The sequence below is a fragment of the Micromonospora sp. NPDC000121 genome (assembly GCF_042899165.1).
Classification (GTDB): domain Bacteria; phylum Actinomycetota; class Actinomycetes; order Mycobacteriales; family Micromonosporaceae; genus Micromonospora.
On the sequence record NZ_JBIAZP010000014.1, the window covers coordinates 114,994 to 140,560 of the forward strand.

The following is a 25,567-nucleotide window of genomic DNA, read 5'->3' on the forward strand; positions in this document are numbered from 1 at the left end:
TGTGGCCTCCCCCTTGGCGACAGCCGGTGGGACCCTTGTTGTTCCCGCGCGGCACTGTGGAGAGAATACCGTCCGGCAGGAGCGGTGAACAATGGAGCACCAGCGACGGCGGAATTGGCGGCCGACCATCGGGCGGAGCGCCGGTAAATCAATTCCACAAGCCTATTTATTTCATTCTTCAATGGGTCTGACACCCACCGCGACGCCCACCCCCGATAGAACCTGGGAACATAATTCATTTTTAACAACATAATCGCTTAATGCTCCCAAAGGTCCGAATCGGGCGCGCGCCGGGGACGGCGCCGCGAGTACGCCCCGTTGCATCCGGCCGGCGCGCCCGACGGAGGAGTCACGCCTTCGAGGCGGAACGCATTACCGCCCCAGCAAACAGAGGATCTCTCACAAATTCCCGGGCCAACCCGCGCATCGGGCAGCTCCCGGAACCGATCCGGGGGCGGTCGCACCGCCCGCCGACGGCGCGACCGGGCAGGCCCCGGAACGACCTGACGAACGGTCAGCCGGACCGGGGCCGGGAGGACCCTCGCCCGCGGTCCCGGCGGGCAGCTCGCGAACTTCTAGCACGCGAGGACGCGACAACCAATAGCCGAGATCGGCATAAAAAGTGACCTCGACGACCGACGCAACGGTTGGTCACGTTACGGGACCAGGCGACGACTTTCTGTTGTCGGTCATGCGCCCGACGCGCGGCAGCGACGGCGCGGACGCCGGATCCGATGTTTGCCCATCCTTTACAAACCTCGGCTTGCCGCCCAATTGCCGAACTGCCATACTCCCACCATCACGGCGGTCGATAGGGGGAGACCGGCCAAGAGGGACTGGGGAATTATCGCCGGCACTGGTGCGCTGCAACACGAAGCCACCAGTCGGTCAAGTCGGTCGATGGCTGCCCGCCACTCCCTCGACGGCGATCTATATAACCAAAACTGGAATGGGTCGAGAATTTTGCCGGTCTTCGATTTCGTCGAGCGCCAGGGCCGCGCAGGGCAGGTGGCGTGTCCGGTGACCGCGGGCCGCCCGCTCCCCCGGAGGCCGCGTCGATGGAGCTGACCGAGCGGTCGTGTCAGCTCGACCTGCTGGAGCGCCGGCTCGCGGACCTGATCGCCACCGGCGGCACCCCCACCGGCCGGACGGTGACCGTGCTGACCGGCCCGGTCGGTTCCGGCAAGACCGCACTGTTGCAGACCTTCGCCCGGCGGGCCGGCGACGCCGGGGCACGCGTCCTCGGCGCGAGCGCGTCCCGCGCCGAACGCACCGTCCCGCTGGAGGTCGTCCGCCAACTCGTCCGGGCCGCGTCGCTGGGTCCGGACGACCGGGCCCGTGTCGGGCGGCTGCTGGACGCCGGCTCCCTCGCCTGGGCCGACATCGACGGCGCCGACCACGAGGACACGGCCCGCAGCACCGCCGCGATCGGCGGATCCCTGCTCGAGCTGACCACCCAGGGCCCGCTCGTCATCACGGTCGACGACGTCCACCACGCCGACGTGGCGTCGCTGCGGTGCCTCGACTACGTGGCCCGGCGGATCGCCGACCTGCCCGTCATGGTCCTGCTGACCGAGGCGCCGCGCACCAGGCCGTGGCGCCCCGAGGTCTACGCCGAGCTGCTGCAACCGGCAAGGGTGCACCGCATCCGGCTCCCGCTGCTCAGCGTCGAGGGGACGTTCCAGGTGCTCGCCCACCGCCTCGGCGTCCCGGTCGCCCGGACCATCGCCGAGGAGAGCCACCGGATCAGCGGCGGCAGCCCGCTGCTGGTGCACGCGCTCGCCGACGACCAGGCCGCCGCGCCCCGCCCCGCGGACCACCCCGTCGCCGGCGAATCGTTCCGGGAAGCCGTGCTGAGCTGCCTGTACCGCTGCGACCATCTGGTGCTCGATGCCGCCCGGGTGCTGGCCGTGACCGGTGAACCCCTGCACGGCAACCTGCTGTCCCAGCTCGTCGGCGCCCGGTCGCGGTCCGCGCTGGACGCCATCGACGGCTCGACCAGCGCCGGGCTGGTCACCGAGGCGGGGCTGCGGCATCCGGTGGTGGGCCAGGCGGTGCTCGACGGGATGACCGCCGAGGAACGCGCCCGGCTGCACCTGGAGGCGGCCTGCCTGTTGCACGACGAGGGCGCGCCGCCGGCACGGACGGCGCCGCATCTGGTCAAGGTCGATGAGCTGACCGAGCCCTGGATGGCGCAGAGCCTGCTGGACGCCAGCGAGCAGGCGTTGGTCGACGGCGAGGTGGAGACCGCCCTGCGGTACCTGCGCCGGGCGAACCGGAACGCCGTCGACGACTGCCTGCGGGCGCGGATCCGTTCCGCGTTGGCCCGCGCCGAGTGGCAGCTCGACCCGCAGGCGGCGGTCCCCCACCTGAACGGCGTCGCCACCGCCGTACGCGCCGGGCACCTGGGCAGCCAGCAGGCGGCGGGGCCGATCCAGTACCTGCTCTGGCACGGTGAGGTCGACAAGGCCGTCGAGCTCGTCCAGCACCTGAGCGACCGGGCCGACAGCGCGGATCCGCGCTCCGCGGCCGAGCTGCTCGTCACCACCGGCTGGATGTCCACCCTCTACCCCGGGGTGACGGTCGGCCGACCCAAGCCCACCGCCGTCGCCCGGGACCCGCTCACCCTGGCCAAGGTCAAGCGTGGGCTCGGGGGAGCCTGCCTGCTGTCCGCCGTGCTCGAACGCGGTGACGTCACGGCGGTCGAGCACGCCGAGCGGACGCTGTCCACGGGCGGGCCGGACGATGAGGCGAGCATGTGGACCAGCGTCTGCGCCATCATCGCCATGATCTACGCCGACCGGCTGGACCTGGCCGGCGACTGGTGCGACCGGTTGGGCCGCAGTCCGGCAGCCCGACGCTATCCCTCGCCCTCCGCGACGCTCGCGGCCCTCCGGGCCTCCGTCAGCGGACGGCTCGGCGACCTGCCCCGCGCCGTACGGCTGGCCGACGAGGCGCTGAACCAGCTCTCGCCGAAGGGCTGGGGAGTGGTGATCGGGATGCCGCTCGCCGTCCGCCTGCGGGCCCTCACCTTCATGGACCAGCTCGACGCCGCGGCCGCCTGCCTCCAGGTGCCGGTCCCGTCGGCGATGTTCGAGACCCCCTTCGGCCTGCACTACCTGCACGCCCGCGGGACGCACGCTCTCGCCGTGGAGAACCCCGAGGGCGCGCTGGCCGACTTCCAGCTCTGCGGGCAGCTGATGACCTCGTGGCGGCTGGACTTCTCGAATCTCGTCCCATGGCGGACGGAGTCGGCCCGGGCGCTGCTCCGGATGGGCCGTCGCCAGCAGGCCAGGAAGTTGGTCCGGGAGGAGTTGGCCCGGCTGCGGCCGGTCCAGGTGCGGTACCGGGCCGCCGCGCTGCGGGTGCTGGCCGCCACGGAGGACGGGCCGGACCGGATCGCCCACCTGCGCAGCGCCGTCCGGCTGCTGCGGCAGTGCGGCGACCGGGTGGAGCTGGCGCACAACCTGACCGACCTCGGCCACGCCTACCAGCAGGCCGGCGACCGGCGGGAGGCCCGCGTCGCGGTGCGGGCGGCCCGGGCCCTCGCCGAGGAGTGCGGCATCCCGCTGCTGCGGGCCAGCACGGCCACCGCCGGCTCCGGTTCGGCCGGGAGCCCCGCCGACATGGTGGTGGTCGACGGGCTCAACGACGCGGAGTCCCAGGTGGCCACCCTGGCCGCCCAGGGCCACACCAACCGCGAGATCGCCGAGAAGCTCTTCCTGACGGTCAGCGCCATCGAACAGCGGTTGACCCGGATCTACCGGAAGCTGGACGTCAACTCGCGCAACGAGCTGGCCGCCCGACTGCGGCTGCACCGCCCCGGCGCGACCCTGCTGCACCCGCCGTCGCCGGGCCAGGGTGAACCGGGGAGACGTCCCCCCGGGCCGCGGTTCCGCTGACCGTCACCCGCCGTCCACCCGGGCGGCGAAGAGGCCGGCGGGGACGGCGCCGCCGCCGTCCCGGCCCGCGCATCTCCCACCGCCCCGGCCGGCGGACGGCCGCTGCCCACCGACCGGGACAGGTGTTCGTCGGGTCACACTCCCTCCGACGGGCATGCGCGCGGGAACCGCGTATGGCACCGTCGAGGCGTACTGCGGAAATCCGTCGTTCACGGTGTCGTCATCTCCGGCCGTCCGGCCAACTTCGACACCCCTTGTGGCGCATCGCGCAACCCCTAATGACGGACAAGATCCGCAGGTTTGCCCGCGAAACGATGGGGTCTCGCGCCCGTTGTCGCACAACCCCCCCGGTGCCAGACTCGCCTGAGCACCCGGACCGTCTGGTGAACGGCGCGGTGCGGCCAAGAATTTCCAGGTCCACCCGGCACGGCGGCCCGGTGCGCTCCACCCCTACCCGTAGCGGGGTGGAGGGGCGGCTGTCCGGCAAGGGGGGAGGCGGTGTCGGGCAGCGCCGGGGTTCCGGCTCCGCACCGCGTACGAGAAGGGCTGACACGCTGGTGTTGGTGCAGCAGGAGGAGCAGACGACCCGCCTCCAACGGGCGTTCCGCGCGTGCGAGGAGCAGCAGCGAGGACACGTCGCGCTGGTCACCGGTGCGGTGGGGAGCGGCAAGACCAGTCTGCTGGAGGCGTTCAGCGAGTGGGCGGCCGCCAACGGCGGGCAGGTGATGAGCGCTGCGGGTTCCCGGGCGGAGCGCGGGCTCCACCTGGGAGTGGTCGGGCAGTTGTTCCACAGTGCACGGCTCGCACCCGACGCGGCGGCCCGGGTCGAGAAGCTGATGGGCGACGCCACCTTCGCCACGTCCCTGCCCGAGCCCGGCGGTGAGGCCGCCGAGGGCGACCGGGCCTGGGCTCCCCTGCTGCACGGTCTCTTCGCCACCCTGCTCGACCTGACCGGCACCGGGCCCCTGGTCCTCGTCGTCGACGACGTGCACCACGCGGACCCGGCCTCGCTGCACTGCCTTCTCTACGTGACCCGCCGGCTGCGCCACACCCGGATCATGGTCGTGCTCGCCGAGGCGTCGACGCTGCGCCCGCCGCACCCGTTGTTCCGGGCCGAGTTGCTCAGCCAGCCGCACTTCGCCCGGATCGCCCTGCCGCCGCTGACCGTGGACGCCATCGCCCGGCTCGTCGGCGGCGACAGCGAGACCGCCGAGGCCCGGGAGACGGCGGAGCGCTGCGTGGAGTTGACCGGCGGCAATCCGCTGCTCACCCGGGCGCTGCTCGAGGAGCGGGCCAGCGGCGGGACGGGCGACGACTCCGGCCCGGCCGTCGGCGACGCGTTCGAACAGGCCGTGCTCGGCTGCCTCTACCGGCACGAGCCCGGGGTACGCCGGGTGGCGCAGGCGCTGGCGGTGCTCAACCGGCCCGCCCCGACCGAGCTGCTCGGTCACCTCCTCGACGTGGCGCCCGAATCCACGGTCCCGGCGGTGCGGGTGCTGCGCACCTCCGGCCTGATGGAGGCCGACCAGCTGCGCCACCCGCGCATCCTGCACTCGATCCTCGGCGACATGTCGCCCGACGAGCGGATCGGCCTGCACCAGCGGGCCGCCGAGGTGCTGCACGACCACGGCGCCGAGCCGAGCGTGGTCGCCGAGCACCTGGTGGCCGCCGGCTGGGCGGACGCGCCGTGGGTGGTGCCGGTGCTCCAGGACGCCGCCGGTCACGCCCTCGCCTCGGGCCGCCCCGACGTGGCCGCCGCCTGCCTGCGCCTGGTCTCCCGCGTGTGCGTGGACGAGCGGCAGCGGAGCGCCACCACCGAGATGCTGGTGAGCGCCCGCTGGCAGGTCAACCCGCTGACCGTGAACGGGCAGCTCACCGAGTTGGTCGAGACGGCGCGGGCCGGCGGAGGGTCCGGCGACGTCGGCCTGTCCGCCGTGCCGTACCTGCTGTGGCAGGGGCGCGTCGAGGAGGCCACCGAGGCAGTCAGCGGTTTCTCCACCGAGGACGAGCAGGGACCGGGCGGGACGGCCGCGCGGCTGCGGATGATGCAGCTGCTGGTCGCCCTGTCCCACCCGGACCACCTGGCCACGGTGCGGGAGGCCCCGAACACCTGGACCCGGGCGGCGAGCGCGCCGACCACGGTCAGCCCGCTGCTGCAGGCGGTGACGGTGCTGCACAGCGCGCTCACGCCGACCGCCGAGAACGACACCGTGGCGACCGCCGAGCAGCTCCTCCAGCGCCACCACACGGACGACGGCTCGTTGGGCATGCTGACCGCTCCCCTGCTGGCGCTGCTGTGGGCGGGCCGGTCCGACCGGGCCGCCGCCTGGGGAGACGTCCTGCTCGGCCGGCCGGCCGCCCGGCACGCCCCGGTGTGGCGGGCCGTCATCCGGGCGGTCCGGGCCGAGGCGGCGCTGCGCGTCGGTGACCTGCCCGGCGCCGAGCACCACGCCCGTACGGCACTGGAGGACATCCCCGCCGCGGCGTGGGGCGTGGCGGTCGCGGGCCCGCTGGCCACGCTGATCGCCTGCGCGACCGAGGCGGCCCGGCTGTCCGAGGCCGACCGGTGGCTCGCCCACCCGGTGCCGCCCGGCATGTTCCGCACCCCGCTGGGCCTGCACTACCTGGCCGCCCGCGCCCGGCACCACCTGGCCGTACGGCGTCCCCACGCCGCGATCACCGACCTGCGGCGCTGCGGTGAACTGATGCGCACCTGGGGCATCGACGCGGCCGGGCTGGTGCCGTGGCGGCTGGAGCTGGCCCGGGTGCAGCTCAGCGTCGGCAACAAGGCGCAGGCCACGCAGCTCCTCCAGGAGCAGTTGCGGGTGCCGCACGGGGTCGACGACCGGACCCGGGGTCGGACGCTGCGGCTGCTCGCCACCACCGCCGCCCCGGACCACCGGCGGAAGCTGCTCTCCGAGGCGGTCAACCTGTTGCAGGCGTGCGGCGACCGGCTGGAGCTGGTACGGGCCCTCGGCGACACCGGCCAGACGTTGCAGCGGGCCGGTGACTCGGCGCGGGCCCGGCTGCTGGTCCGCCGGGCGTACCAGTTGGCCCAGGACTGCGGGGCGTCGGTGCTGGCCCAGCGGCTCATCCGGCGGGAGCCGGGCGAGGTGGTGCCGGCGTACCCGGCCGGCGCCGACACGCCGGAGCCGGACGACGGGCTGAGCGAGGCCGAGCGCCGGGTGGCCGCGCTGGCGGCCCAGGGCCACACCAACCGCCAGATCTCCAGCAAGCTGTTCATCACGGTGAGCACCGTCGAGCAGCATCTGACGAGGGTGTACCGCAAGCTCGACGTGAAGCGACGCACGGACCTGCCGGCCCGGCTCGTGGCGCACGCCGATCCGCTGACGGAGGACGCGCGGGTCGAGGCGTCCTGACGGCGCGGGCGGCACGGGCACGACGTGCCGCCCACCGCCGTGGACACGCCGACGCGCCCCTCGGCGTGTCCACGGCACTCGCGCCCGAAGTGCTGCATTTACGCTTGTCGAACAAATGCCAGCATTTGGGCAGGTCGGAAGCCGGGGAAGGGTGATCTCGGTGCTGGACTTAACCCTTCGCAATCGGTAGGTTCAAGCTCGACGGCGAGCTTCAACGCATCGAGCCGACCGGCCGTCGAACCGGCGGCACGGGAAGCGGGGCGGCAATGACGCTAACCTTCATCGTCGGGACCGGACGCTGCGGATCCACACTCCTGTCAAGGATCCTGCACACCCATCCGGCAATATCGAGCCTCAGTGAATTCTTCGCCACGGTTCGACTTCGCGCGTTCCCTCCGCGGCCGATCAACGGCCTCCAGTTCTGGCAACTCCTGGCAAATCCCGACCCGAACCTCGACGGAATGGTGCGCAGCGGGCTGCGCGTCCCGGAGCACCTCTACCCCTACGGCTCCGGTCGCTTCCGCCCGCAGACCGGGGTACCGGCGATCTGCCACATGACCCTGCCGATGCTGACGGACGACCCCGACGCGCTGCACGACGAACTCGCCGGGGAGGTGCGGCGCTGGCCGCGCCGGCCGGTGGCCGAGCACTACCGGCACCTGTTCGCGTGGTTCCGCGACCGATTCGGCCGGTCGGTGACCGTGGAACGCTCCGGTCTCTCACTGCCCCTGGTGGGCCAGCTTCGGGCGACATTCCCGGAAGCACGATTCATCCACATGTACCGCGACGGGCCGGACTGTGCGTTGTCGATGAGCCGTCACGCCGGCTTCCGCATGATCATGCTTGCCATCGAGGCCGCGCGGCTCGCCGGCGTGCCCCCGAAGGAATTCAACGGAGAGTACGTTCCGCTGCCACCCCGGCAACTCCGACTGCTGCCTCCGGATTTCGCCAGGATGTTCATGGGGCAACTGGACCCGGATTTCATCATGGGCGCCGATCTCCCGTTACCGGAATTCGGTCGGCTGTGGTCGTCGCTGGTTGAGAAAGGGGTGGAAAGTCTGTCGCACGTTCCGCCCCAGTCGCGGATGTCACTGCGCTACGAGACGCTGCTGGCCGATCCGGTGCCACAGCTGACCATGCTGGCGGAGTTCATCGGCGTGGAGGCCGAGCAGAGCTGGTTGGACGAGGCGTGCCGCCGCCTCGACCTGTCCCGCGCCGGGAGTGCCACGAGGCTCGACCCGACGGTCCTGGCCGATCTGCTCACCGCCTGCTCGCCGGGCGAGCAGGCGGTGAGCGCGGCGGCGGCGCCCCTTCTCGTGCCGGCTAGTCCATCGCCCGGCGCATGAAGCCGCGGATGCCGATCGCCGTGAACACCACGAACACCCCGGCGAGAACGAGCAGGTCGAGCCAGAGCGGCACCGACTCCACCCCGGGCGGTGCCACCAGCGACCGGGTGGCCTCGCTGACGTAGGTGAGCGGGTTGAGCGAGCAGATCACCTGGTACCAGCGCAGCGAGTCCAGACCGAGCAGCGGGAACTGGGTCGCGCCGGTGAACATCAGCGGGGTCATCACCACGGTGAACATGATCTGGATGTGCTGCGTCGGGACCAGGGTGCCGAAGGTCAGGCCCACCGCCGCGCCCACCAGCGCGCCGACCACCAGCACCCCGACCACCTTGAGCACCACCGCCCAGGGCCAGGTGACGTCGAGCATGAGCATGCCGACCGGGATCAGCACCACGCCGGCGATCAACCCACGGATGCCGCCGAAGACGATCTTCTCCAGGGCCACCAGCGGGATCGCCATCGGCGACAGGAGGCGGTCCTCGATCTCCCGCGTGAAGGAGAAGTCCATCACCATCGGCAGCGCGGTGTTCTCCAGCCCGATCAGGAAGGCGTTCAACGCGATCACGCCGGGCAGCAGGACGTTGGTGAAGTCGTCGCTGGCGTACCCCAGGTCGCCGAGCACCTTGCCGAAGATCAGCAGCATGAACAGCGGCTGGATGAAGACCTGGAGCAGGAAGCCCACCAGTTCCCGGCCGGTGACGAACAGGTCCCGCGAGAGCACCGCGCGGAACGTGGCGAACTGGTCCATCGCGCGCACCGGCGGCGGCGCCGCCGACGGGGTGGCGGGGGCGGTGACACTCACCGAAGTTCCCTTCCGGTCAGGTGGATGAAGACGTCTTCCAGGCTGGGCTGGCCGATGTTGAGGTCGCGGACCTCGCAACCCAGGTCGGCGAGGATCTTCAGCGCCATCGGGATGGCGTTGGCCGGCTGGGTGCCGGTGTAGACCCGGAAGGAGAGCGTGCCGGCGGAGTCGGCGGGCGCCTCCGGTGCCGGCGCGGGCGTCGGCATCGGCGGCATGCCGGGGAACGCCGGAACTGCGACGGGGGCTGCCGGGCTCGCCTTGAAGTGCTCCACCCGCTCCACGTCGGGGATGGCGCCGAGCGCGGCCCGCACCTCCTCGGCGGGGGCGCCGGCGGCCACCACGAGGGTCAGCGTGCTGCTGCCGGGCAGGGTACGGGTCAGCGCGGCGGGGGTGTCCAGCGTGAGGAGCTTGCCGTGGTCGACGATGCCGATCCGGTCGCAGAGCTTCTCCGCCTCGTCCATGTCGTGGGTGGTCACCACGACCGTGACGCCGGCCTGCTTCAGCTCGGCGACCCGGTCGTGCACGAAGAGCCGGGACTGCGGGTCGAGGCCGCTGGACGGCTCGTCGAGGAAGAGCACCCGGGGCGAGTGCATCAGCGCCCGCGCGATCATGGTGCGCTGGGCGAGGCCGCCGGAGAGGAAGTCCGTCCGGGCGTTGGCGAACTCCTTGAGCCCCATCTGCTCCAGCAGTTCGTCGGCGCGGCGGATGCGCTCCGCCCGGGGCACCCGGTGGTAGGCCGCGTGGAACAGCAGGTTCTGCCGGACGGTCAGCGCCCGATCCAGGTTCACCCGCTGCGGCACGACCGCCAGCAGCTGCCGGGCCACGGCCGGCGCGCGCGCGACGTCCGCCCCGCAGACGGTGGCCCGCCCGGAGGTGGCGCGCACCCGCGTCGTCAGCACGCCGATCGTCGTGGTCTTGCCCGCGCCGTTTGGCCCGAGCAGACCGAAGACCTCGCCCGCGGCGACGCTGAAGCTCAGCCCGTCCACCGCCGCCGGCATGTTGGGCTGGTACCGCTTGACCAGCTCCTCGACCACCACTGCCTCGTCCACGTCGCCATGCTCCCGTTCTGGTCACCGCTGCGACAGATATCGATCGTCGGGTTAGGGGGTGTTAGGGGCTGCCCCGGGGCCGCTCCTAGAGGCCCCGCCCGGCCAGCCACTCCTGCACGCTGGCCGCCAGCTCCGGGCCCCGCTCGCCGACCATCGTGAAGTGGTCGCCGGCCGCGTCCACCGCCTCGTGCGGGTACGGCCACACCGACCGCCAGCCGTCGGGCTCCCCGGTCCACTCCCCCAGCGGTTCGCTGGCCCGGACCAACAGGGTCGCCGACGCCGTCGGGGCCGGTTTCCAGTCCATGAACAGGGGCAGGTACCCGGCCCAGGCCGTGGTCCGGTAGTCGTCCATCGGCGTGTACGCGCTGTCCCGCTCGACCATCCCGTCGAGCAGCTGCGGCACCCAGCCTCCGAGCACCTCGCTGTCGGCCGGGTAGGTGTCCATCAGCACCACCGCGGCCGGCGGCCGGCCCTGGCGTTCCAACTCGCGGGCGAGCACGTTGGCCACCATCGCCCCGCCGGAGTGTCCGGCCAGCACGTACGGGCCGCCGCCGACGGTCCGCAGCACGGTGTCGGCGTGCACCCGCAGCAGCGCGTCCAGGTCGGCGGGCAGCTCCTCGCCCACCCCGAAGCCGGGGTTGGGCAGCGCCCAGACGTCCCGCAGGCCGCGGAAGCCGGCGGCGATGCGGGCGTACTCGTGCGCCCCGGACAGCAGCGACATCGTGCAGCAGCAGACGAGCGGGGCGCCCGGGCCGCCCTCGGCCAGCCGGAGGATCCCGGCCGGGCGGGTGAGCTGCGCCGGCTCGGTGAAACTGGGCCGGAACTGGGCCAGCTTGACCAGCAGTTCGGCGTACCCGGCGGCGTCGGCACGCGCCTTCGGCTGGCGGAACAGCCCGCCGAGGATCCCGCCCGCGCCCTCCGGGGTGCCCGCGCCCTCGCCGGCGGGCGCCTCGCCGGCCGCGTCCGCCCCGAGGACCTGGCCGAGCAGGTGACGGGCCAGCGCCGTCGGAGTGGAGTGGTCGAACAGCAGGGTGGCGGACAGCTCCGCCCCCGTTTCCTGGCGCAGCGCGTCCCGCAGCTCCAGCGCCGTCAGCGAGTCGAAGCCCAGCTCCAGGAAGTCCCGGTCGGCCTCGATCGCCCCGGGCGAGGCGTGCCCGAGCACCGTGGCCACGTGCGCGCGGACCAGGTCCAGCAGGATCCGGTGCCGGTCGGCGGCGGAGGCGGCGCTCAGCCGGTCGCGCAGTGCCCCCGCCGGGTCGACGACGGCGCCGCCGGCCGGCGCGTCCGCGCCGAGGACGGCGGCGGCCTCCGGCACGCCGCGCAGCAGCGGGCTGGGGCGCACCGCGGTGAACGCCGGCACGAACACGGGCCAGTCGACGTCCGCCACGGCGAGCAGGTCGTCGCCGCGTCCGACGGCCTGCTGCAGGGCGGCCAGGGCCAGCTCGGCGGGAAGCGGCCGGACGCCCCGGCGGCGCAGTTGCCCCGGGTCGGCGACCTCGTCGGCCCACGGCACCCAGGCCAGGACCGTGGCCGGCCGGCCGGCGGACCGGCGGCGGGCGGCCAGCGCCTCCAGGCCGGCGCCGGTGGCGGCGGTGACGGCGGCCCCGCCGCTGCCCCAGGTGGCGGCGGTGGAGCAGAAGACGACGAACTCGTCAACCGGCCGGCCCGCGACGGCGGCGTCGAGCAGTTCCACGGCGGCGGTGCCGGCGGCGACGGCGGCGGCCAGCCCGGTCGGGTCGAGGGCGGTGACCGGCTCGCCGGCCCCGCCGGAGTCGGCGACGTGGATGACGGTGCGCACCGGCGTACCGGCGGCGGCGAGCCGGTCCAGCTCCGGCGGCAGCGCGGTCGGGTCGGCGACCGTCGTGACGTGGACACCGGCCGGCGCGGCGGGCGTCGCCGCGCCGGCGAGGACGACGTGGGTCGCGCCGCGGTCGGCCAGCCAGCGCAGCACGTGCGCCTGCCGTACGCCCGCCGCGCCGTGGACCAGCACCGCGCCCCGGGGCCGCCAGTCCTCGTCTCCGGCGGCCGGGCCGGTCGGGGCGTGTTCCAGCCGCCGCGCGTACACCCCGGCGGCACGGACCGCCAACTGGTCCTCCGCGCCGCCGGCGGCAACGAGGCGGGCCAGCGCGGCGAGGGCCGCGTCGTCGGGGTCGGCCGGCAGGTCCACCAGCCCGCCCCACAGCCGCGGCTGTTCCAGCGCGAGCACCCGGCCCAGGCCCCACACGTACGCCCCGGCGACGGCCGGCGCGGGGTCGTCGCCGTCCACGGCGACCGCCCCCCGGGTCACGCACCACACCCGGGGGCTGCCCGCGTCGGCGAGGGCCCGGACCAGCGCGACCGTGCCGGCCAGCGGGCCGGTCCCGACGACATCGTCCGGATCCCCTGCCGCGAGCAGCGAGACCACCACCGACGGGGCGTCCCCGGCGGGCAGGGCGAGGTCGCCCAGGTCGTCGCCCACGGTGACGAGTACGGGCGACAGTCCCTCGGCGCGGAGTACGGCCAGCACCGGCCCGGCCGAATCCCCGGCGCGGGCGACCACCAGGCAGGGGCCGGTCGGCGGGGTGCCGCCGGGCGGCGGGTCGAGGCGCACCCAGCCGGTGCGGTACCGCAGCCCGTCCAACTCGGACCGCCGGCGCTGCCGCCCCCGGTAGGCGGCGAGAGCGGGCAGGAGCTCGGTCAGCGCGTCGCGCCGGTCGGCGTCGAGGCCGAGGACGGCGGCGAGCGCGGCCGGCTGGTCCTCCTCGACGGCGGCCCAGAACTCCCGGTCCGCGGCGGCGGCCCGCGCCCGCCGGGCGCCGAGGTCGAGGACGACGGGGTCGGGCCAGTACCGCTCGTGGTGGAAGGCGTAGGTGGGCAGCTCGACCCGGGCGGCTTCGGTGCCGGCGAACAGGGCCGCCCAGTCGACCCCGGCCCCGCGCAGGTCCACGGCGGCGAGCGCGGCGAGCAGGCCGGCGGCCTCGGCCTGGTCCCGGCGGCTCACCGGCACGAAGGCGGCGGCGTCCAGGTCGGGCAGGCACTCCCGGGCCAGCGCGGTGAGCGCGGCGTCCGGGCCCAGCTCCAGGAACGTCCCGGTCCCGGCGGCGGCGAGCGTGGCGATCCCGTCGCGGAAGCGCACGGTGTCCCGCACGTGGTCGACCCAGTACCCGGGGTCGGTGGCCTGTGCGGCGGTGAGCAGGGCGCCGGTGCGGTCGGAGACCACCGGCAGGGTCGGCGGGTGCCAGGTGACCTTCTCGGCGACCACCCGGAAGTCGGCCAGCACGGCCTCCATGCGCGCGGAGTGGAAGGCGTGGCTGACGTGCAGCCGGCGGGTCTGTCGGCCCTCGGCGGCGAGCCGTTCGCCGGCGGCGAGCACGGCGTCGGCGTCGCCGGAGAGCACCACGGACGCGGGGCCGTTCACGGCGGCCAGGGAGACCCGCTCGTCGAGCAGCGGGGCCACCTCGGCCTCGGTCGCCCGTACGGCGAGCATGGCCCCGCCGTCGGGCAGCGCCTGCATGAGCCGGCCCCGGGCGGCGACCAGGGCCGCCGCGTCCGCCAGCGACAGCACCCCGGCGACGTGCGCGGCGGCCAGCTCGCCGACCGAGTGGCCGAGCAGGTGGTGCGGGCGCAGCCCCCACGAGGTGACGAGCCGGTACGCGGCCACCTCGTACGCGAACAGCGCCGGCTGGGTGAACTCGGTGCGGTCCAGCAGCGCCGCCTCGGGTGAGCCCGGGGCGGCGAACACCACCTCGCGCAGCGGGCGGCTCAGGTGCCGGTCGAGTTCGGCGGCGACCTCGTCGAAGGCGGCGGCGAAGGCGGGGAACCGGCGGTGCAGCTCGGCGCCCATGCCGGCGCGCTGGGCGCCCTGGCCGGTGAAGAGGAAGGCGAGCTTGCCGGCGGGACGGGCCACGCCGCGCACCACCCCGGGCGCGGGGCGATCCTCGGCGACCGCGCGCAGGCCGGCCAGCAGGTCGTCGCGGTCGGCGCCGGTCACGGCGGCCCGGTGCGGCAGCGCCGCCCGGGTGGTGACCAGGGAGTACGCCACGTCGGCCGGGGTCAGGTCGGGGTGCGCGGCCAGGTGCTCCAGCAGCCGGCGGGCCTGCCCGGCCAGGGCCGGCCCGGAGCGGGCGGACACGATCCACGGGGCCGGCGGAGCGGGCGCCCCGGCGGGCCGGGCGACCGCGGTGTCCTCGGGGGCGGCCTGCTCGATGATCGTGTGGGCGTTGGTGCCGCTGACCCCGAACGCCGAGATCCCGGCCCGGCGCGGCCGACCGGTCTCCGGCCACGGCGTCGTCTCCGTGAGCAGGGTGACCGCCCCGGCGGACCAGTCGACGTGCGGGGTCGGCTCGTCGACGTGCAGCGTGGGCGGCAGCACGCCGTGCCGCATGGCAAGGACCATCTTGATGATCCCGGCGACGCCGGCGGCGGCCTGGGTGTGGCCGATGTTCGACTTCACCGAGCCCAGCAGCAGCGGACGGTCCGCCGGCCGCTCCTTCCCGTACGTGGCGAGCAGCGCCTGCGCCTCGATCGGGTCGCCCAGCGTGGTGCCGGTACCGTGCGCCTCGACCACGTCGATCTGGTCGGCGGTCAGGCCGGAGCCGGCGAGGGCCTGCCGGATGACCCGGCGCTGGGAGGGGCCGTTCGGGGCGGTCAGCCCGCTGCTCGCCCCGTCCTGGTTGACCGCGCTGCCGCGCACCACGGCGAGGATCGGGTGGCCGTTGCGCCGGGCGTCGGAGAGCCGCTCGACGAGCAGCATGCCGACCCCCTCGGACCAGCCCGTGCCGTCGGCGGCGGCCGCGAACGCCTTGCACCGGCCGTCGGTGGACAGGCCCCGCTGGCGGGAGAACTCGACGAAGACGGTGGGGGTGGCCATCACCGACACCCCGCCGGCCAGCGCCAGCGTGCACTCGCCGAGCCGCAGGGCCTGGCAGGCCAGGTGCAGCGCGACCAGCGACGACGAGCACGCCGTGTCGACGGTGACGGCCGGCCCCTCCAGCCCCAGGGCGTACGAGATGCGTCCGCTGGCCACGGCGGCGGCGCTGCCGGTGCCGAGGTACCCCTCGACGCCGCCGCCGACCCCGGACAGCAGGGCGGCGTAGTCGCCCTGGCTGCTGATCGACGCGTACACGCCGGTGGGCGCGCCGCGCAGCGTGGTCGGGTCGATGCCCGCCCGCTCGAACGCCTCCCACGCCGTCTCCAGCAGCAGCCGCTGCTGCGGGTCCATGGCCAGGGCCTCCCGCGGGCTGATGCCGAAGAAGGCGGCGTCGAACCTTCCGGCGTCGTAGAGGAAGCCGCCCTCCCGCACGTACGAGGTGCCCCGGCTGTCCGGGTCGGTGTCGTAGAGCGCGTCCAGGTCCCAGCCCCGGTCGTCGGGGAACGCCGACATCGCGTCGGTGCCCGCCGCGACCAGGTCCCACAGCTGCTCGGGGGAGGAGACGCCGCCGGGAAAGCGGCAGCTCATCCCGATGATCGCTACGGGTTCGCTCAGCGCGGCGGTGAGCTGCTGGTTCTGCTGCTTGAGCTTCTGGTTGTCGAGCAGGGACGCGCGCAGCGCGCTGACGACCTCGTCCAGTGAGACGCTCATCGGGGGCTCCTTGCAGCCAGCCGGGTCACGAGTCGGAGCCTTCCAGGGCCATCCGGACCAGACCGGCGACGTCGAGTTCGCGGATCTCCGCCTCCGGTGCGGACGGCGCGGCGGGGGTGGTGGCCAGCGGGCCGGCCGGCGCCGGGCCGGTGACCGTGCGGGCCAGGTGGAGCAGCTGGTCCAGCAGGCCGGCCTGGCGCAGCTCGTCCAGCGGGATCGCGGCGAGGGCCCGGCGCACCGACTCCTCGTCGCCGCCGTCGCCGGCCTCCGCGTCGCCGTCGGGGAACAGCTCCTCGTAGAGGTGGTCGGCCAGACCGGCCGGCGTCGGGTAGTCGAAGACGACCGTGGTGGGCAACTCGTGCCCGGTCGCCGCGGTGAGCAGGTTGCGCAGCTCCACGGCGGTGAGCGAGTCGAGGCCGAGGTCGAGGAAGCCCCGGTCGGCGTCGATCGCGTCCCCGGACGGGTGGCCGAGCACCTTCGCCGCGTCGACCCGCACCATCTCCAGCAGCGCGGCCCGCCGCTCCTCGGCCGGCAGCCCGCGCAGCTCGGTCAGCAGGTCCCGGCCCGCCGGCGCGGCCGGGTCGGGCGCGGCGGCGGGGGCGGCGGCCAGCGCCCGTACGGCCGGCAGGTCGGCCAGCAGCGGGCTGGGCCGCAGCGCGGTGAACAGCGGGTGGAACGTGGCCCAGTCGACGTCGACGACGGTGACGGCGGCGTCCCCGGCGGCCAGCGCGTGCCGCAGCCCCGCCATCGCCAGGCCGGGCGGCATGACCCGCAGTCCCCGGCGGCGCAGCTGCTCCGGCGCGCCGTCGGTGAACATGCCCGACTCGGTCCACGGCCCCCAGGCGACGGAGGTGGCCGGCAGGCCCCGGCCGCGCCGCACCTCGGCGAGCGCGTCCAGGTACGCGTTGCCGGCCGCGTACGCGCCCTGCCCGCCGCTGCCCCACACGGCCGCGATGGACGAGAACAGCACGAACGCGTCCAGCTCGACGCCGTCGAGCAGCTCGTCGAGCAGCTCGGCGCCGGCCAGCTTCGGGGCGATGACGTACGCCAGGTCCTCCAGCGTGCTGTCGGCCAGCGGCACCACCTCGCTGACCCCGGCGGCGTGCACCACCGCGCGCAGCGGCGGGCCCTCGCGGCGCAGCTCGGCCAGCAGGCCGGTCATCGCCGCCCGGTCAGCGGCGTCGCACCGGGCGACCCGGCAGTCGACGCCGAGGCCCGCCAGCTCGGCCAGCAGCTCGGCGGCGCCGGGGGTGTCGGTGCCGCGGCGGCTGGTCAGCACGATCCGCTCGGCGCCGGCGCCAGCCACCCAGCGGGCGACGTGCCCGCCGAGCGCCCCGGTGCCGCCGGTGATCAGGACCGTGCCGCGCGGCCGCCACGGGGCGGGGTCGGCGGCGGTGACCGCCGGCGCCAGCCGGCGGACGAACACGCCGGACTCGCGGACGGCGACCTGGTCCTCCGCGCCGCCCCCGGTGAGCACCGCCCCGAGGCGGGCCGCCGTCCAGCTGTCGATGTCGGTGGGCAGGTCGACCAGCCCGGCCCAGCGGCCGGTCTGCTCCAGGGCGGCGACCCGGCCCAGCCCCCACAGCATGGCCTGCCGCGGGTTCGCCGGCGCGTCGCCGTCGCCGACACCGACCGCGCCCTGGGTGACGCACCACAGCCGGGCCGGGGCGTCGGCGTCGGCCAACTCCTGGAGCAGCTGCACGGTGGCCGCGAGCCCCCGGGGCAGCGCCGAATGCTCGGCGTGCGGGGCCTCGTCCAGGCCGAGGAAGGACAGGATCGACACCGGCCCGTCGCCGACCGCCCCGGCGACCGTCTCGGCCAGCCGCGCGGCCAGGTCGTCGGGGTCGAGGGCGGTGTCCACCGGCACCGACGTGACGTCCGCGCCGAGGCTCCAGGTGCAGGACTCCAGGGCGAGGTCGTCGGCCCGGTCGGCGGGCAGCAGCACCAGCCAGCGGCCGGTGGCCTCGGGCGCGGGCGGCTCGGCCGCCGGCTCCCACACCACCCGGTACCGGCTGCCCTCCACCAGCGACCGTTCGCGGCCGCGCCGCCGCCACGCGGACAACGCCGGCAGCACCGCCCCGAACGGCTGGTCCCGGTCCACGTCCAGCTCGCGGACCAGCGAGTCGACGTCCTCGGCCTCGACCGCCGCCCAGAACCGGCGCTCGACCTCGCCGGTGGCGTCGGGCGCGCCCGCGGTGAGCCACGGGGGCGGCTCCGGCCAGTAGCGCTGCCGTTCGAAGGCGTACGTCGGCAGGTCGGCGCGCTGGGCGCCGACGCCCCCGTACAGGGCGGCCCAGTCCGGGGAGACGCCGTGGGTGTGCAGCGCGGCGACGGCCCGCAACAGGGCGGCCGGCTCGGGGCGGTCCTTGCGCAGGGTGGGCACGACGAGCGGGGCCCGGCCGCCCGCCGGGGCGCCGTCGGCGAGGACGGCGTGGGCGAGGGCGGTGAGCACCCCGTCCGGGCCGATCTCGACGTACGCGGTGACGCCCTGCTCCCGCAGCGCCGCGACGGCGTCGGCGAAACGCACCGCGTCGCGGGCGTGCCGCACCCAGTACGTGGGGGCGCCGATCCGGGCCGCGTCGACCGGCGCGCCGGTGACGGTGGAGACCATCGGCACGGCGGGCGTCCCGGGGGTCAGCCGGGCGGCGACGGCGGCGAGGTCGTCGAGGACCGGGTCCATCAGCGGGCTGTGGAACGCGTGGCTGACCGTCAGTCGCTTGACCCGTACGCCCCGGGCGGACCACTCGGCGGCCAACTCGTCGACGGCGTCGCCGGCGCCGGAGACCACCACGGCGGTCGGGCCGTTGACGGCGGCGATGCCCACCCGGCCGGCGCGCTCGCCGATGGAGGCGGCCACGTCGGCCTCGGCTGCGGCGATGGCGAGCATGGCCCCGCCGTCCGGCAGCGCCTGCATCAGCCGACCCCGGGCGGCGACCAGCTCGGCGGCGTCGGCCAGGGACAGCACGCCGGCGGCGTGCGCGGCGGCGAACTCGCCGATGGAGTGCCCGGCGACCACGTCGGGGCGTACGCCCCACGCCTCGAGGAGCCGGAACAGCGCCACCTCGACGGCGAACAGGGCCGGCTGGGTGAACTCGGTGCGGTCCAGCAGCTCCGCGTCGGGCGTACCGGGCTCGGCGAACAACACCGGCTTCAGCGGGCCGGGCAGGTGCTCGTCGAGGGCGGCGCAGGCCTCGTCGAGCGCGGCCGCGAAGACGGGGTACGCCTCGGCCAGCCCGCGGCCCATCCCGGCCCGCTGCGCCCCCTGCCCGGAGAACAGGTACGCCACCTTCGGCCGGGCCGCCACCACGCCGGTGACCAGCAGCGGCGATTCCTCGCCGGAGCCGAGGGCGCGCAGCCCGGCGCGCAGCTCGAGCGGGTCGGTGGCGAGCACGACGGCCCGGTGCTCCAGGGCGGCCCGGGACACCGCCGACGACCAGCCGACGTCGACCAGCGGCGGGGCCTCCGGTCCGGTGAGCCGGTCGGCCCACGGGGCGGCCTGGGCGGCCAGGGCGGACGGGGTACGCGCCGACAGCAGCACCGGCACCACGGGCAGCCGGCCCGGCTCGCCCGTCGGCACGGGCTCCTCCGGGGCCTGCTCGATGATGGTGTGCGCGTTGGTGCCGCTGATGCCGAAGGAGGACACGGCGGCCCGGCGGGGGCGGTCGGTCAGCGGCCAGGGCCGGCCCTCGGTGAGCAGTTCGACCGCGCCGACGCCCCAGTCCACCTGGTTGGTCGGCTCGTCGACGTGCAGGGTCTGCGGCAGGTAGCCGTGCCGGAGGGCCAGGACCATCTTGATGATGCCGGCGACGCCGGCGGCGGCCTGGGTGTGCCCGATGTTCGACTTGATCGAGCCCAGCCACAGCGGCTGGTCGGCGGCGCGGTCCTGCCCGTACGTGGCGAGCAGCGCCTGCGCCTCGATCGGGTCGCCGAGCCTCGTGCCGGTGCCGTGGGCCTCGACGGCGTCCACCTCGGCGGCGGTGAGGCCGGCGTTGGCCAGGGCCGCCCGGATCACCCGCTGCTGCGACGGGCCGTTCGGGGCGGTGAGCCCGTTGCTGGCGCCGTCCTGGTTGACGGCGCTGCCGCGGATCACGGCCAGCACGGGGTGGCCGTTGCGCCGGGCGTCGCTGAGCCGCTCGACCAGCAGCACGCCCAGGCCCTCGCCCCAGCTGGTGCCGTCGGCGGCGGACGCGAACGCCTTGACGCGGCTGTCCGGGGCCAGCCCGCGCTGCCGGCTGAAGCCGACGAACACCCCGGGGGTGGCCATCACGGTGACGCCGCTGACGAGGGCGAGGGAGCACTCCGCCTGGCGCAGCGCCTGGCAGGCCCAGTGCAGCGCGACCAGCGACGACGAGCAGGCGGTGTCCACGGAGACGGCCGGCCCCTCCAGCCCGAGGGTGTACGACACCCGGCCGGAGAGCACGCTCCCGGCATTGCCGGTCATCAGGTGTCCCTCGGCGCCCTCGGCGTTGAACATGAGGTTGCGGTAGTCCTGGTAGTTGGTGCCGACGAAGACACCGGTGGCGCTGCCGCGCAGCGTCTGCGGGTCGATCCCGGCCCGCTCGATCGCCTCCCAGGACGCTTCCAGCAGCAGCCGCTGCTGCGGGTCCATGGCCAGGGCCTCGCGCGGGCTGATGCCGAAGAACCCGGGGTCGAAGTCGGCCACGCCGGTGACGAAGCCGCCCTCGCGGGCGTAGCTGGTGCCCTCGTTGTCCGGGTCGGAGTCGAAGAGCCGGTCGAGGTCCCAGCCCCGGTCCGTGGGGAACTCACCGATCGCGTCCCCGCCGGCGGCGAGCAACTGCCACAGCTGCTCCGGGCTGTCCGCCCCGCCGGGGAGGCGGCAGCTCATCGCCACGATGGCAATCGGCTCGTCGTCGACGCGCGCGACGGCGGGGGCCGGGGCGGCCGCGTCCGGGGCGGCACCGGTGAGCAGCTCGTCGAGGTGCGCGGCGAGGGCGGTCGGGTTGGGGTAGTCGAAGGCGAGCGTGGCGGGCAGCCGCAGGTCGGTGGCGGTGGCCAGGAAGTTCCGCATGTCCACCGCGGTCAGCGAGTCCAGGCCGAGGTCCCGGAACGGCTGGGTGGCCGGGACGTCGTCGGGCGAGCCGTAGCCCAGGGCGGTCGCGGCGCACTGGCGTACCAGGTCGAGCAGCGCCGCGGCGCGCTCGGCCGGGGACAGCCCGGCGAGCCGGCGGGCCAGCGCCGACGGCGCGTCCGCGGCCCCCTCCTCGGCGTTCTCCGGCTCTGCCGGGCGGGCCGCCTCGGCCACCTCGGGCAGGTCCCCGAGCAGCGGGCTGCGCCGGACCAGGGTGAACGCGGGGGCGAACCGGGGCCAGTCGATGTCGGCGATGACGGCGGTGGCGTCGCCGCGGCGCAGCGCCCGGGCCAGGGCCTCGACGGCCAGCTCGGGATCCATGCCGACCATGCCGCCCCTGCGCAGCCGCTGCTGGGCGCGCTCGTTGTCGGCGGGCAGGCCAGCGCCGCTCCACGCGCCCCAGGCCACCGAGAGCGCCGGCAGGCCGGCGGCCCGGCGGCGCTCGGCGAGGGCGTCGAGGAACGCGTTCGCCGCCCCGTACGCGCCCTGCCCCGCGTTGCCGGTGGTGCCGGCGACCGAGGAGAACAACACGAACGCGTCCAGGTCGAGGTCGCGGGTCAGCTCGTCCAGGTGGACGGCGGCGGCGGACTTGGGCGCGGCGACGGTGTGCAGGCGCTGCGGGGTCGCGGTGTCCACGATGCCGTCGTCGAGCACGGCGGCGGTGTGCAGCACGGCGGTGACCGGGGTGTCCTGCGGCACGTCGGCGAGCAGGGCGGCCACCTGGTCCCGCTCGGCGACGTCGCAGGCCGCGACGGTGACCCGTACGCCGAGGCCGGTCAGCTCCGCCTCCAGCTCGGCGGCGCCCGGCGCGTCGGCGCCGCGCCGGCTGGCCAGCAGGACGTGCTCGGCGCCGGAACGGGCTGCCCAGCGGGCCAGGTGCCCGCCGAGGCCGCCGGTGCCGCCGGTGATCAGCACGGTGCCGCGCATCCGCCAACCGCCGTCGGCCGTCCCGTCGGGGGCCGTGGCCGGCTCGGGCCCGGTGATCCGCGTGAGCCGGCGGGCGAACACGCCGTCGGCGCGGACGGCGAGCTGGTCCTCACCACCGGCGTCGCCGAGCAGCCCGCAGAGCCGGGCGCCGGCCGTGGCGTCGAGTTCGTCGGGCAAGTCGATCAGCCCGCCCCAGCGGGCGGGGTGTTCCAGTGCGACGGCGCGGCCGAGGCCCCACACCGAGGCGGCGACCGGGTGCGGCGGCCCGTCGGCCGGACCCACGGCGACGGCCCCGCGGGTGGCGCACCACAACGGCGCCTCGACGCCGAGCGTCCCGAGCGCCTGCACGAGCAGGACGGTCCCGGCGGCCGCGAGGGAGGTGGCGGGGTGCTCGGGGTGCGCGCGCTCGTCGAGGGCCAGCAGCGAGAGCACGCCGGCGGGCACGTCGCCGGCGGGGAGCGCCGCGCGCAGCCGGTCCGCGAGGGCCTGCTGGTCGCCGGCGTCGTCCACCTCGACGGGTACGACGTCCGCGCCGAAGTTGGCGAGCGCACCGAGCACCCCGGCGACGAGCGGGTCCTCGCCCAGCCCTGCCGGCACGGGGACCAGCCAGGCGCCGGCGAGCCAGGTCAGCGGCAGGTCGGACAGTGCCTGCCAGCTGACCCGGTACCGCCACCGGTCGATGTCCGGCGCGGCGTTGGGGTCGACGGGGAAGACCGGCGCCGCGGGCCAGTACCGGCGATGGTCGAAGGCGTAGGTGGGCAGGTCGACGGTCGGGGTCCGGGCGAGGACCTTCGTCAGGTCGACGGGCAGGCCGATCGCGTGGGCGGTGGCCAGGTTGGTCAGCAGGCGGGTCGGGTCGTCGTCGCCCCGACGCAGGCTGCCCAGCGTGTGCCCGGTAGTGCCCGTGTCGTCCAGGATCGCCGTCACCGGCATCGTCAACACCGGATGCGGGGAGATCTCCACGAACATCGTGTGACCCGCCGCGACCGCCACCCGCACCGCCGCGTCGAACTGCACCGTCTGCCGCAGGTTGTCGTACCAGTAGTCCGCCGTCATGCTCTCCGGCTGCACCCAATCGCCGGTCAGCGTGGACACGAGCCGGACATCACCCGCCCGAGGGGTGACCTCCGCGAGGTCGGCGCGCAACCGCTCGGCGACCTCCTGCACCGCCGGCGAGTGCGACGCGTAGTCCACCGGAATCAACCGCGCCCGCACACCCTCGGCCTGGCAGGACTCCACCAGATCCGCCACCGGCTGCGGCGGCCCCGACACCACCACCGTCGACGGACCGTTCACCGCCGCCACACCCACACCCGGGAACGCGGCCAGACGCTCGGCGACCGCCTCGGCGGACAGATCCACCGACGCCATCGTGCCCGTGCCTCGCAGCACCGCGAGTGCGCGCGACCGCAACGCCACCGTCTTCGCCGCATCATCCAGGGACAGAATCCCCGCCACACAGGCCGCGCCGATCTCACCCTGCGAGTGACCGATCACCGCCTGAGGAACCACACCCACGTGCCGCCACACCGCCGCCAGAGCGATACCCACCGCCCACAGCACCGGCTGCACGACCTCGACCCGCTCCAGCCACGACTCGTCGTCACCGGTCAGCACCGACACCAGATCGACGTCCAGGTACGGGGCAAGCGCCGCCTGACACTCGGCCAGCCTCGCGTCGAACACCGGCGTACGACCCACCAGACCGGCCGCCATCCGCGCCGACTGCGCCCCCTGACCCGGGAACACGAACACCGGCCCGGCACCGGAGCCGGTGGCCGTACCGGTGACGACATTGCCGGCCGGAGACCCGGCAGCCAACGCGTCCAGACCGGCCAGCAACTCCTCCACGCCCGCACCGACCACCACGGCCCGCTGGTCGAACGTCGACCGGGTCGCCGCCAGGGACCAGCCGACCGCCGCCGGGTCGAGCCCTCCGCGCTCGCGGACGAACCGCGCCAGCCGGGACGCCTGACCCGCCAGGGCACCCTTCGACCGCGCCGCCGACACCGGCCAGACGAGGACGTCGGAGTCGACCAGGCCGGGGGCCCGGTCGGTACCCGCGTCGGCGGCATCCGGCTCGTCGGGCAGCTCGACGATGACGTGGGCGTTGGTGCCGGAGATGCCGAAGGAGGAAACCCCGGCCCGGCGGGCCCGACCGGTCTCCGGCCAGGGCCGCGCCTCGGTCGTCAGCTCCACCGCCCCGGCGGTCCAGTCGATGTGCGGGGACGGGGAGTCGACGTGCAGGGTCGCGGGCACCACGCCGTGCCGCATCGCGAGGACCATTTTGATCACCCCGGCGACCCCTGCGGCTGCCTGGGTGTGCCCGATGTTCGACTTCACCGATCCGAGCAGCAGCGGCGCGGCGTCGCCCCGGTCCTGCCCGTACGTGGCGATGAGCGCCTGCGCCTCGATCGGGTCGCCGAGGGTGGTGCCGGTGCCGTGCGCCTCCACCACGTCCACGTCGGCGGTGGCCAGCCGGGCCGACGCGAGGGCCTGGCTGATGACGCGCTGCTGGGCGGGTCCGTTGGGTGCGCTGAGGCCGTTGGACGCCCCGTCCTGGTTGACGGCGGAGCCGCGTACCACCGCGAGCACCTGGTGGCCGTTGCGGCGGGCGTCGCTCAGCCGCTCGACGAGCAGCCAGGCGACGCCCTCGGAGAACCCGGCGCCGTCGGCGGAGGCGGCGAAGGACTTGCAGCGCCCGTCCGGCGACAGGGCTCGCTGCCGGCTCGATCCGATGTAGAGGCCGGGGGTGGCCATGATCGTGACGCCGCCGGCGAGCGCCAGCTCGCACTCCCCCGCCCGCAGCGCCTGCACGGCGAGGTGCAGCGCCACCAGGGAGGACGAGCAGGCGGTGTCGATGGAGACGGCCGGCCCCTCCAGCCCGAGGGTGTACGACACCCGGCCCGACGCGACCGCCGCCGCGCCGCCGGTCATCGAGTGCCCCTCGTCGCCGTCCGGCGACATCATGAGCAGGGTGCCGTAGTCCTGCCCGTTGGTGCCCACGAACACCCCGGTCCGGCTCCCCCGCAGCGAGGCCGGGTCGATCCCGGCGGCCTCGATGGCCTCCCAGGACGTCTCCAGCAGCAGCCGCTGCTGCGGGTCCATCGTCAGCGCCTCGCGGGGCGAGATGCCGAAGAAGGCCGAGTCGAAGTCGCCGGCCCCGTCGACGAACCCGCCCTCGCGGGCGTACGAGGTGCCCGGGTGGTCCGGGTCGGGATGGTAGAGCCGCTCCAGGTTCCAGCCCCGGTCGTCGGGGAACGGGGCGACCGCGTCCCGGCCCTCCCGCAGCAACTCCCACAGGTCGTCGGGGTTGCGCACCCCGCCGGGCAGGCGGCAGCTCATCGCCACGATCGCCACCGGCTCCAGTTCCTGGGACTGCACCTCACTGAGCCGGCGGCGGGTGTCGTGGAGATCAGCCATTACCCGCTTGAGGTAGTCGCGGAGCTTGTCTTCATTGGCCATCGGAGTGCCGCTTCCTGGGGAGGGACGAAAGAGAGCCGGGGGGCGGT

At 75.0% G+C, this 25,567-nt stretch carries 7 protein-coding genes; 3 read left to right on the plus strand and 4 right to left on the minus strand.

Annotated elements, in window-relative coordinates; all coding sequences use genetic code 11:
• The first annotated feature begins 1,013 nt into the window (after positions 1-1,013).
• The 3 genes from ACFY23_RS29220 (at position 1,014) to ACFY23_RS29230 (ending at position 8,628) form a co-directional block, all read left to right on the plus strand.
• Positions 1,014-3,902 carry an AAA family ATPase gene (locus tag ACFY23_RS29220; RefSeq protein ID WP_350684352.1) on the plus strand — a complete coding sequence of 963 codons (2,889 nt, stop codon included), beginning with the start codon at positions 1,014-1,016 and terminating at the stop codon, positions 3,900-3,902.
• 563 nt (positions 3,903-4,465) lie between these two features.
• On the plus strand, positions 4,466-7,282 hold the full coding sequence (locus ACFY23_RS29225; protein WP_350684353.1) for an AAA family ATPase: 2,817 nt from the start codon (positions 4,466-4,468) through the stop codon (positions 7,280-7,282).
• Between the two features lie 266 nt (positions 7,283-7,548).
• Positions 7,549-8,628, plus strand: a complete 1,080-nt coding sequence (locus ACFY23_RS29230) for a hypothetical protein (RefSeq protein WP_350684354.1) — start codon at positions 7,549-7,551, stop codon at positions 8,626-8,628.
• On the opposite strand, the gene ACFY23_RS29235 is transcribed toward ACFY23_RS29230, so the two are convergent.
• The 4 genes from ACFY23_RS29235 to ACFY23_RS29250 form a co-directional block, all read right to left on the minus strand.
• Positions 8,606-9,430 (minus strand): ABC transporter permease, encoded by an 825-nt coding sequence (locus ACFY23_RS29235; RefSeq protein ID WP_350684355.1) that lies wholly within the window; start codon positions 9,428-9,430, stop codon positions 8,606-8,608. The two genes, ACFY23_RS29230 and ACFY23_RS29235, sit on opposite strands and share 23 nt — an antisense overlap.
• Positions 9,427-10,479 (minus strand): ABC transporter ATP-binding protein, encoded by a 1,053-nt coding sequence (locus tag ACFY23_RS29240; RefSeq protein WP_350684356.1) that lies wholly within the window; start codon positions 10,477-10,479, stop codon positions 9,427-9,429. The genes ACFY23_RS29235 and ACFY23_RS29240 overlap by 4 nt, the downstream gene beginning before the upstream one ends.
• A gap of 85 nt (positions 10,480-10,564) precedes the next feature.
• Entirely contained in the window at positions 10,565-16,039 is a 5,475-nt protein-coding gene (locus ACFY23_RS29245; RefSeq protein ID WP_387038690.1) for a type I polyketide synthase, read from the minus strand.
• Positions 16,040-16,064: 25 nt separating this feature from the next.
• Entirely contained in the window at positions 16,065-25,520 is a 9,456-nt protein-coding gene (locus ACFY23_RS29250) for a type I polyketide synthase (protein ID WP_387051301.1), read from the minus strand.
• Positions 25,521-25,567 lie beyond the last annotated feature (47 nt).

What these genes read in the sequence shown, in the direction of transcription:
- ACFY23_RS29230 (WP_350684354.1), top strand. Translation starts at nt 7,549, where the DNA reads ATGACGCTAACCTTCATCGTCGGGACCGGACGCTGCGGATCCACACTC.
- ACFY23_RS29245 (WP_387038690.1), bottom strand. Translation starts at nt 16,039, where the DNA reads ATGAGCGTCTCACTGGACGAGGTCGTCAGCGCGCTGCGCGCGTCCCTG.
- ACFY23_RS29250 (WP_387051301.1), bottom strand. Translation starts at nt 25,520, where the DNA reads ATGGCCAATGAAGACAAGCTCCGCGACTACCTCAAGCGGGTAATGGCT.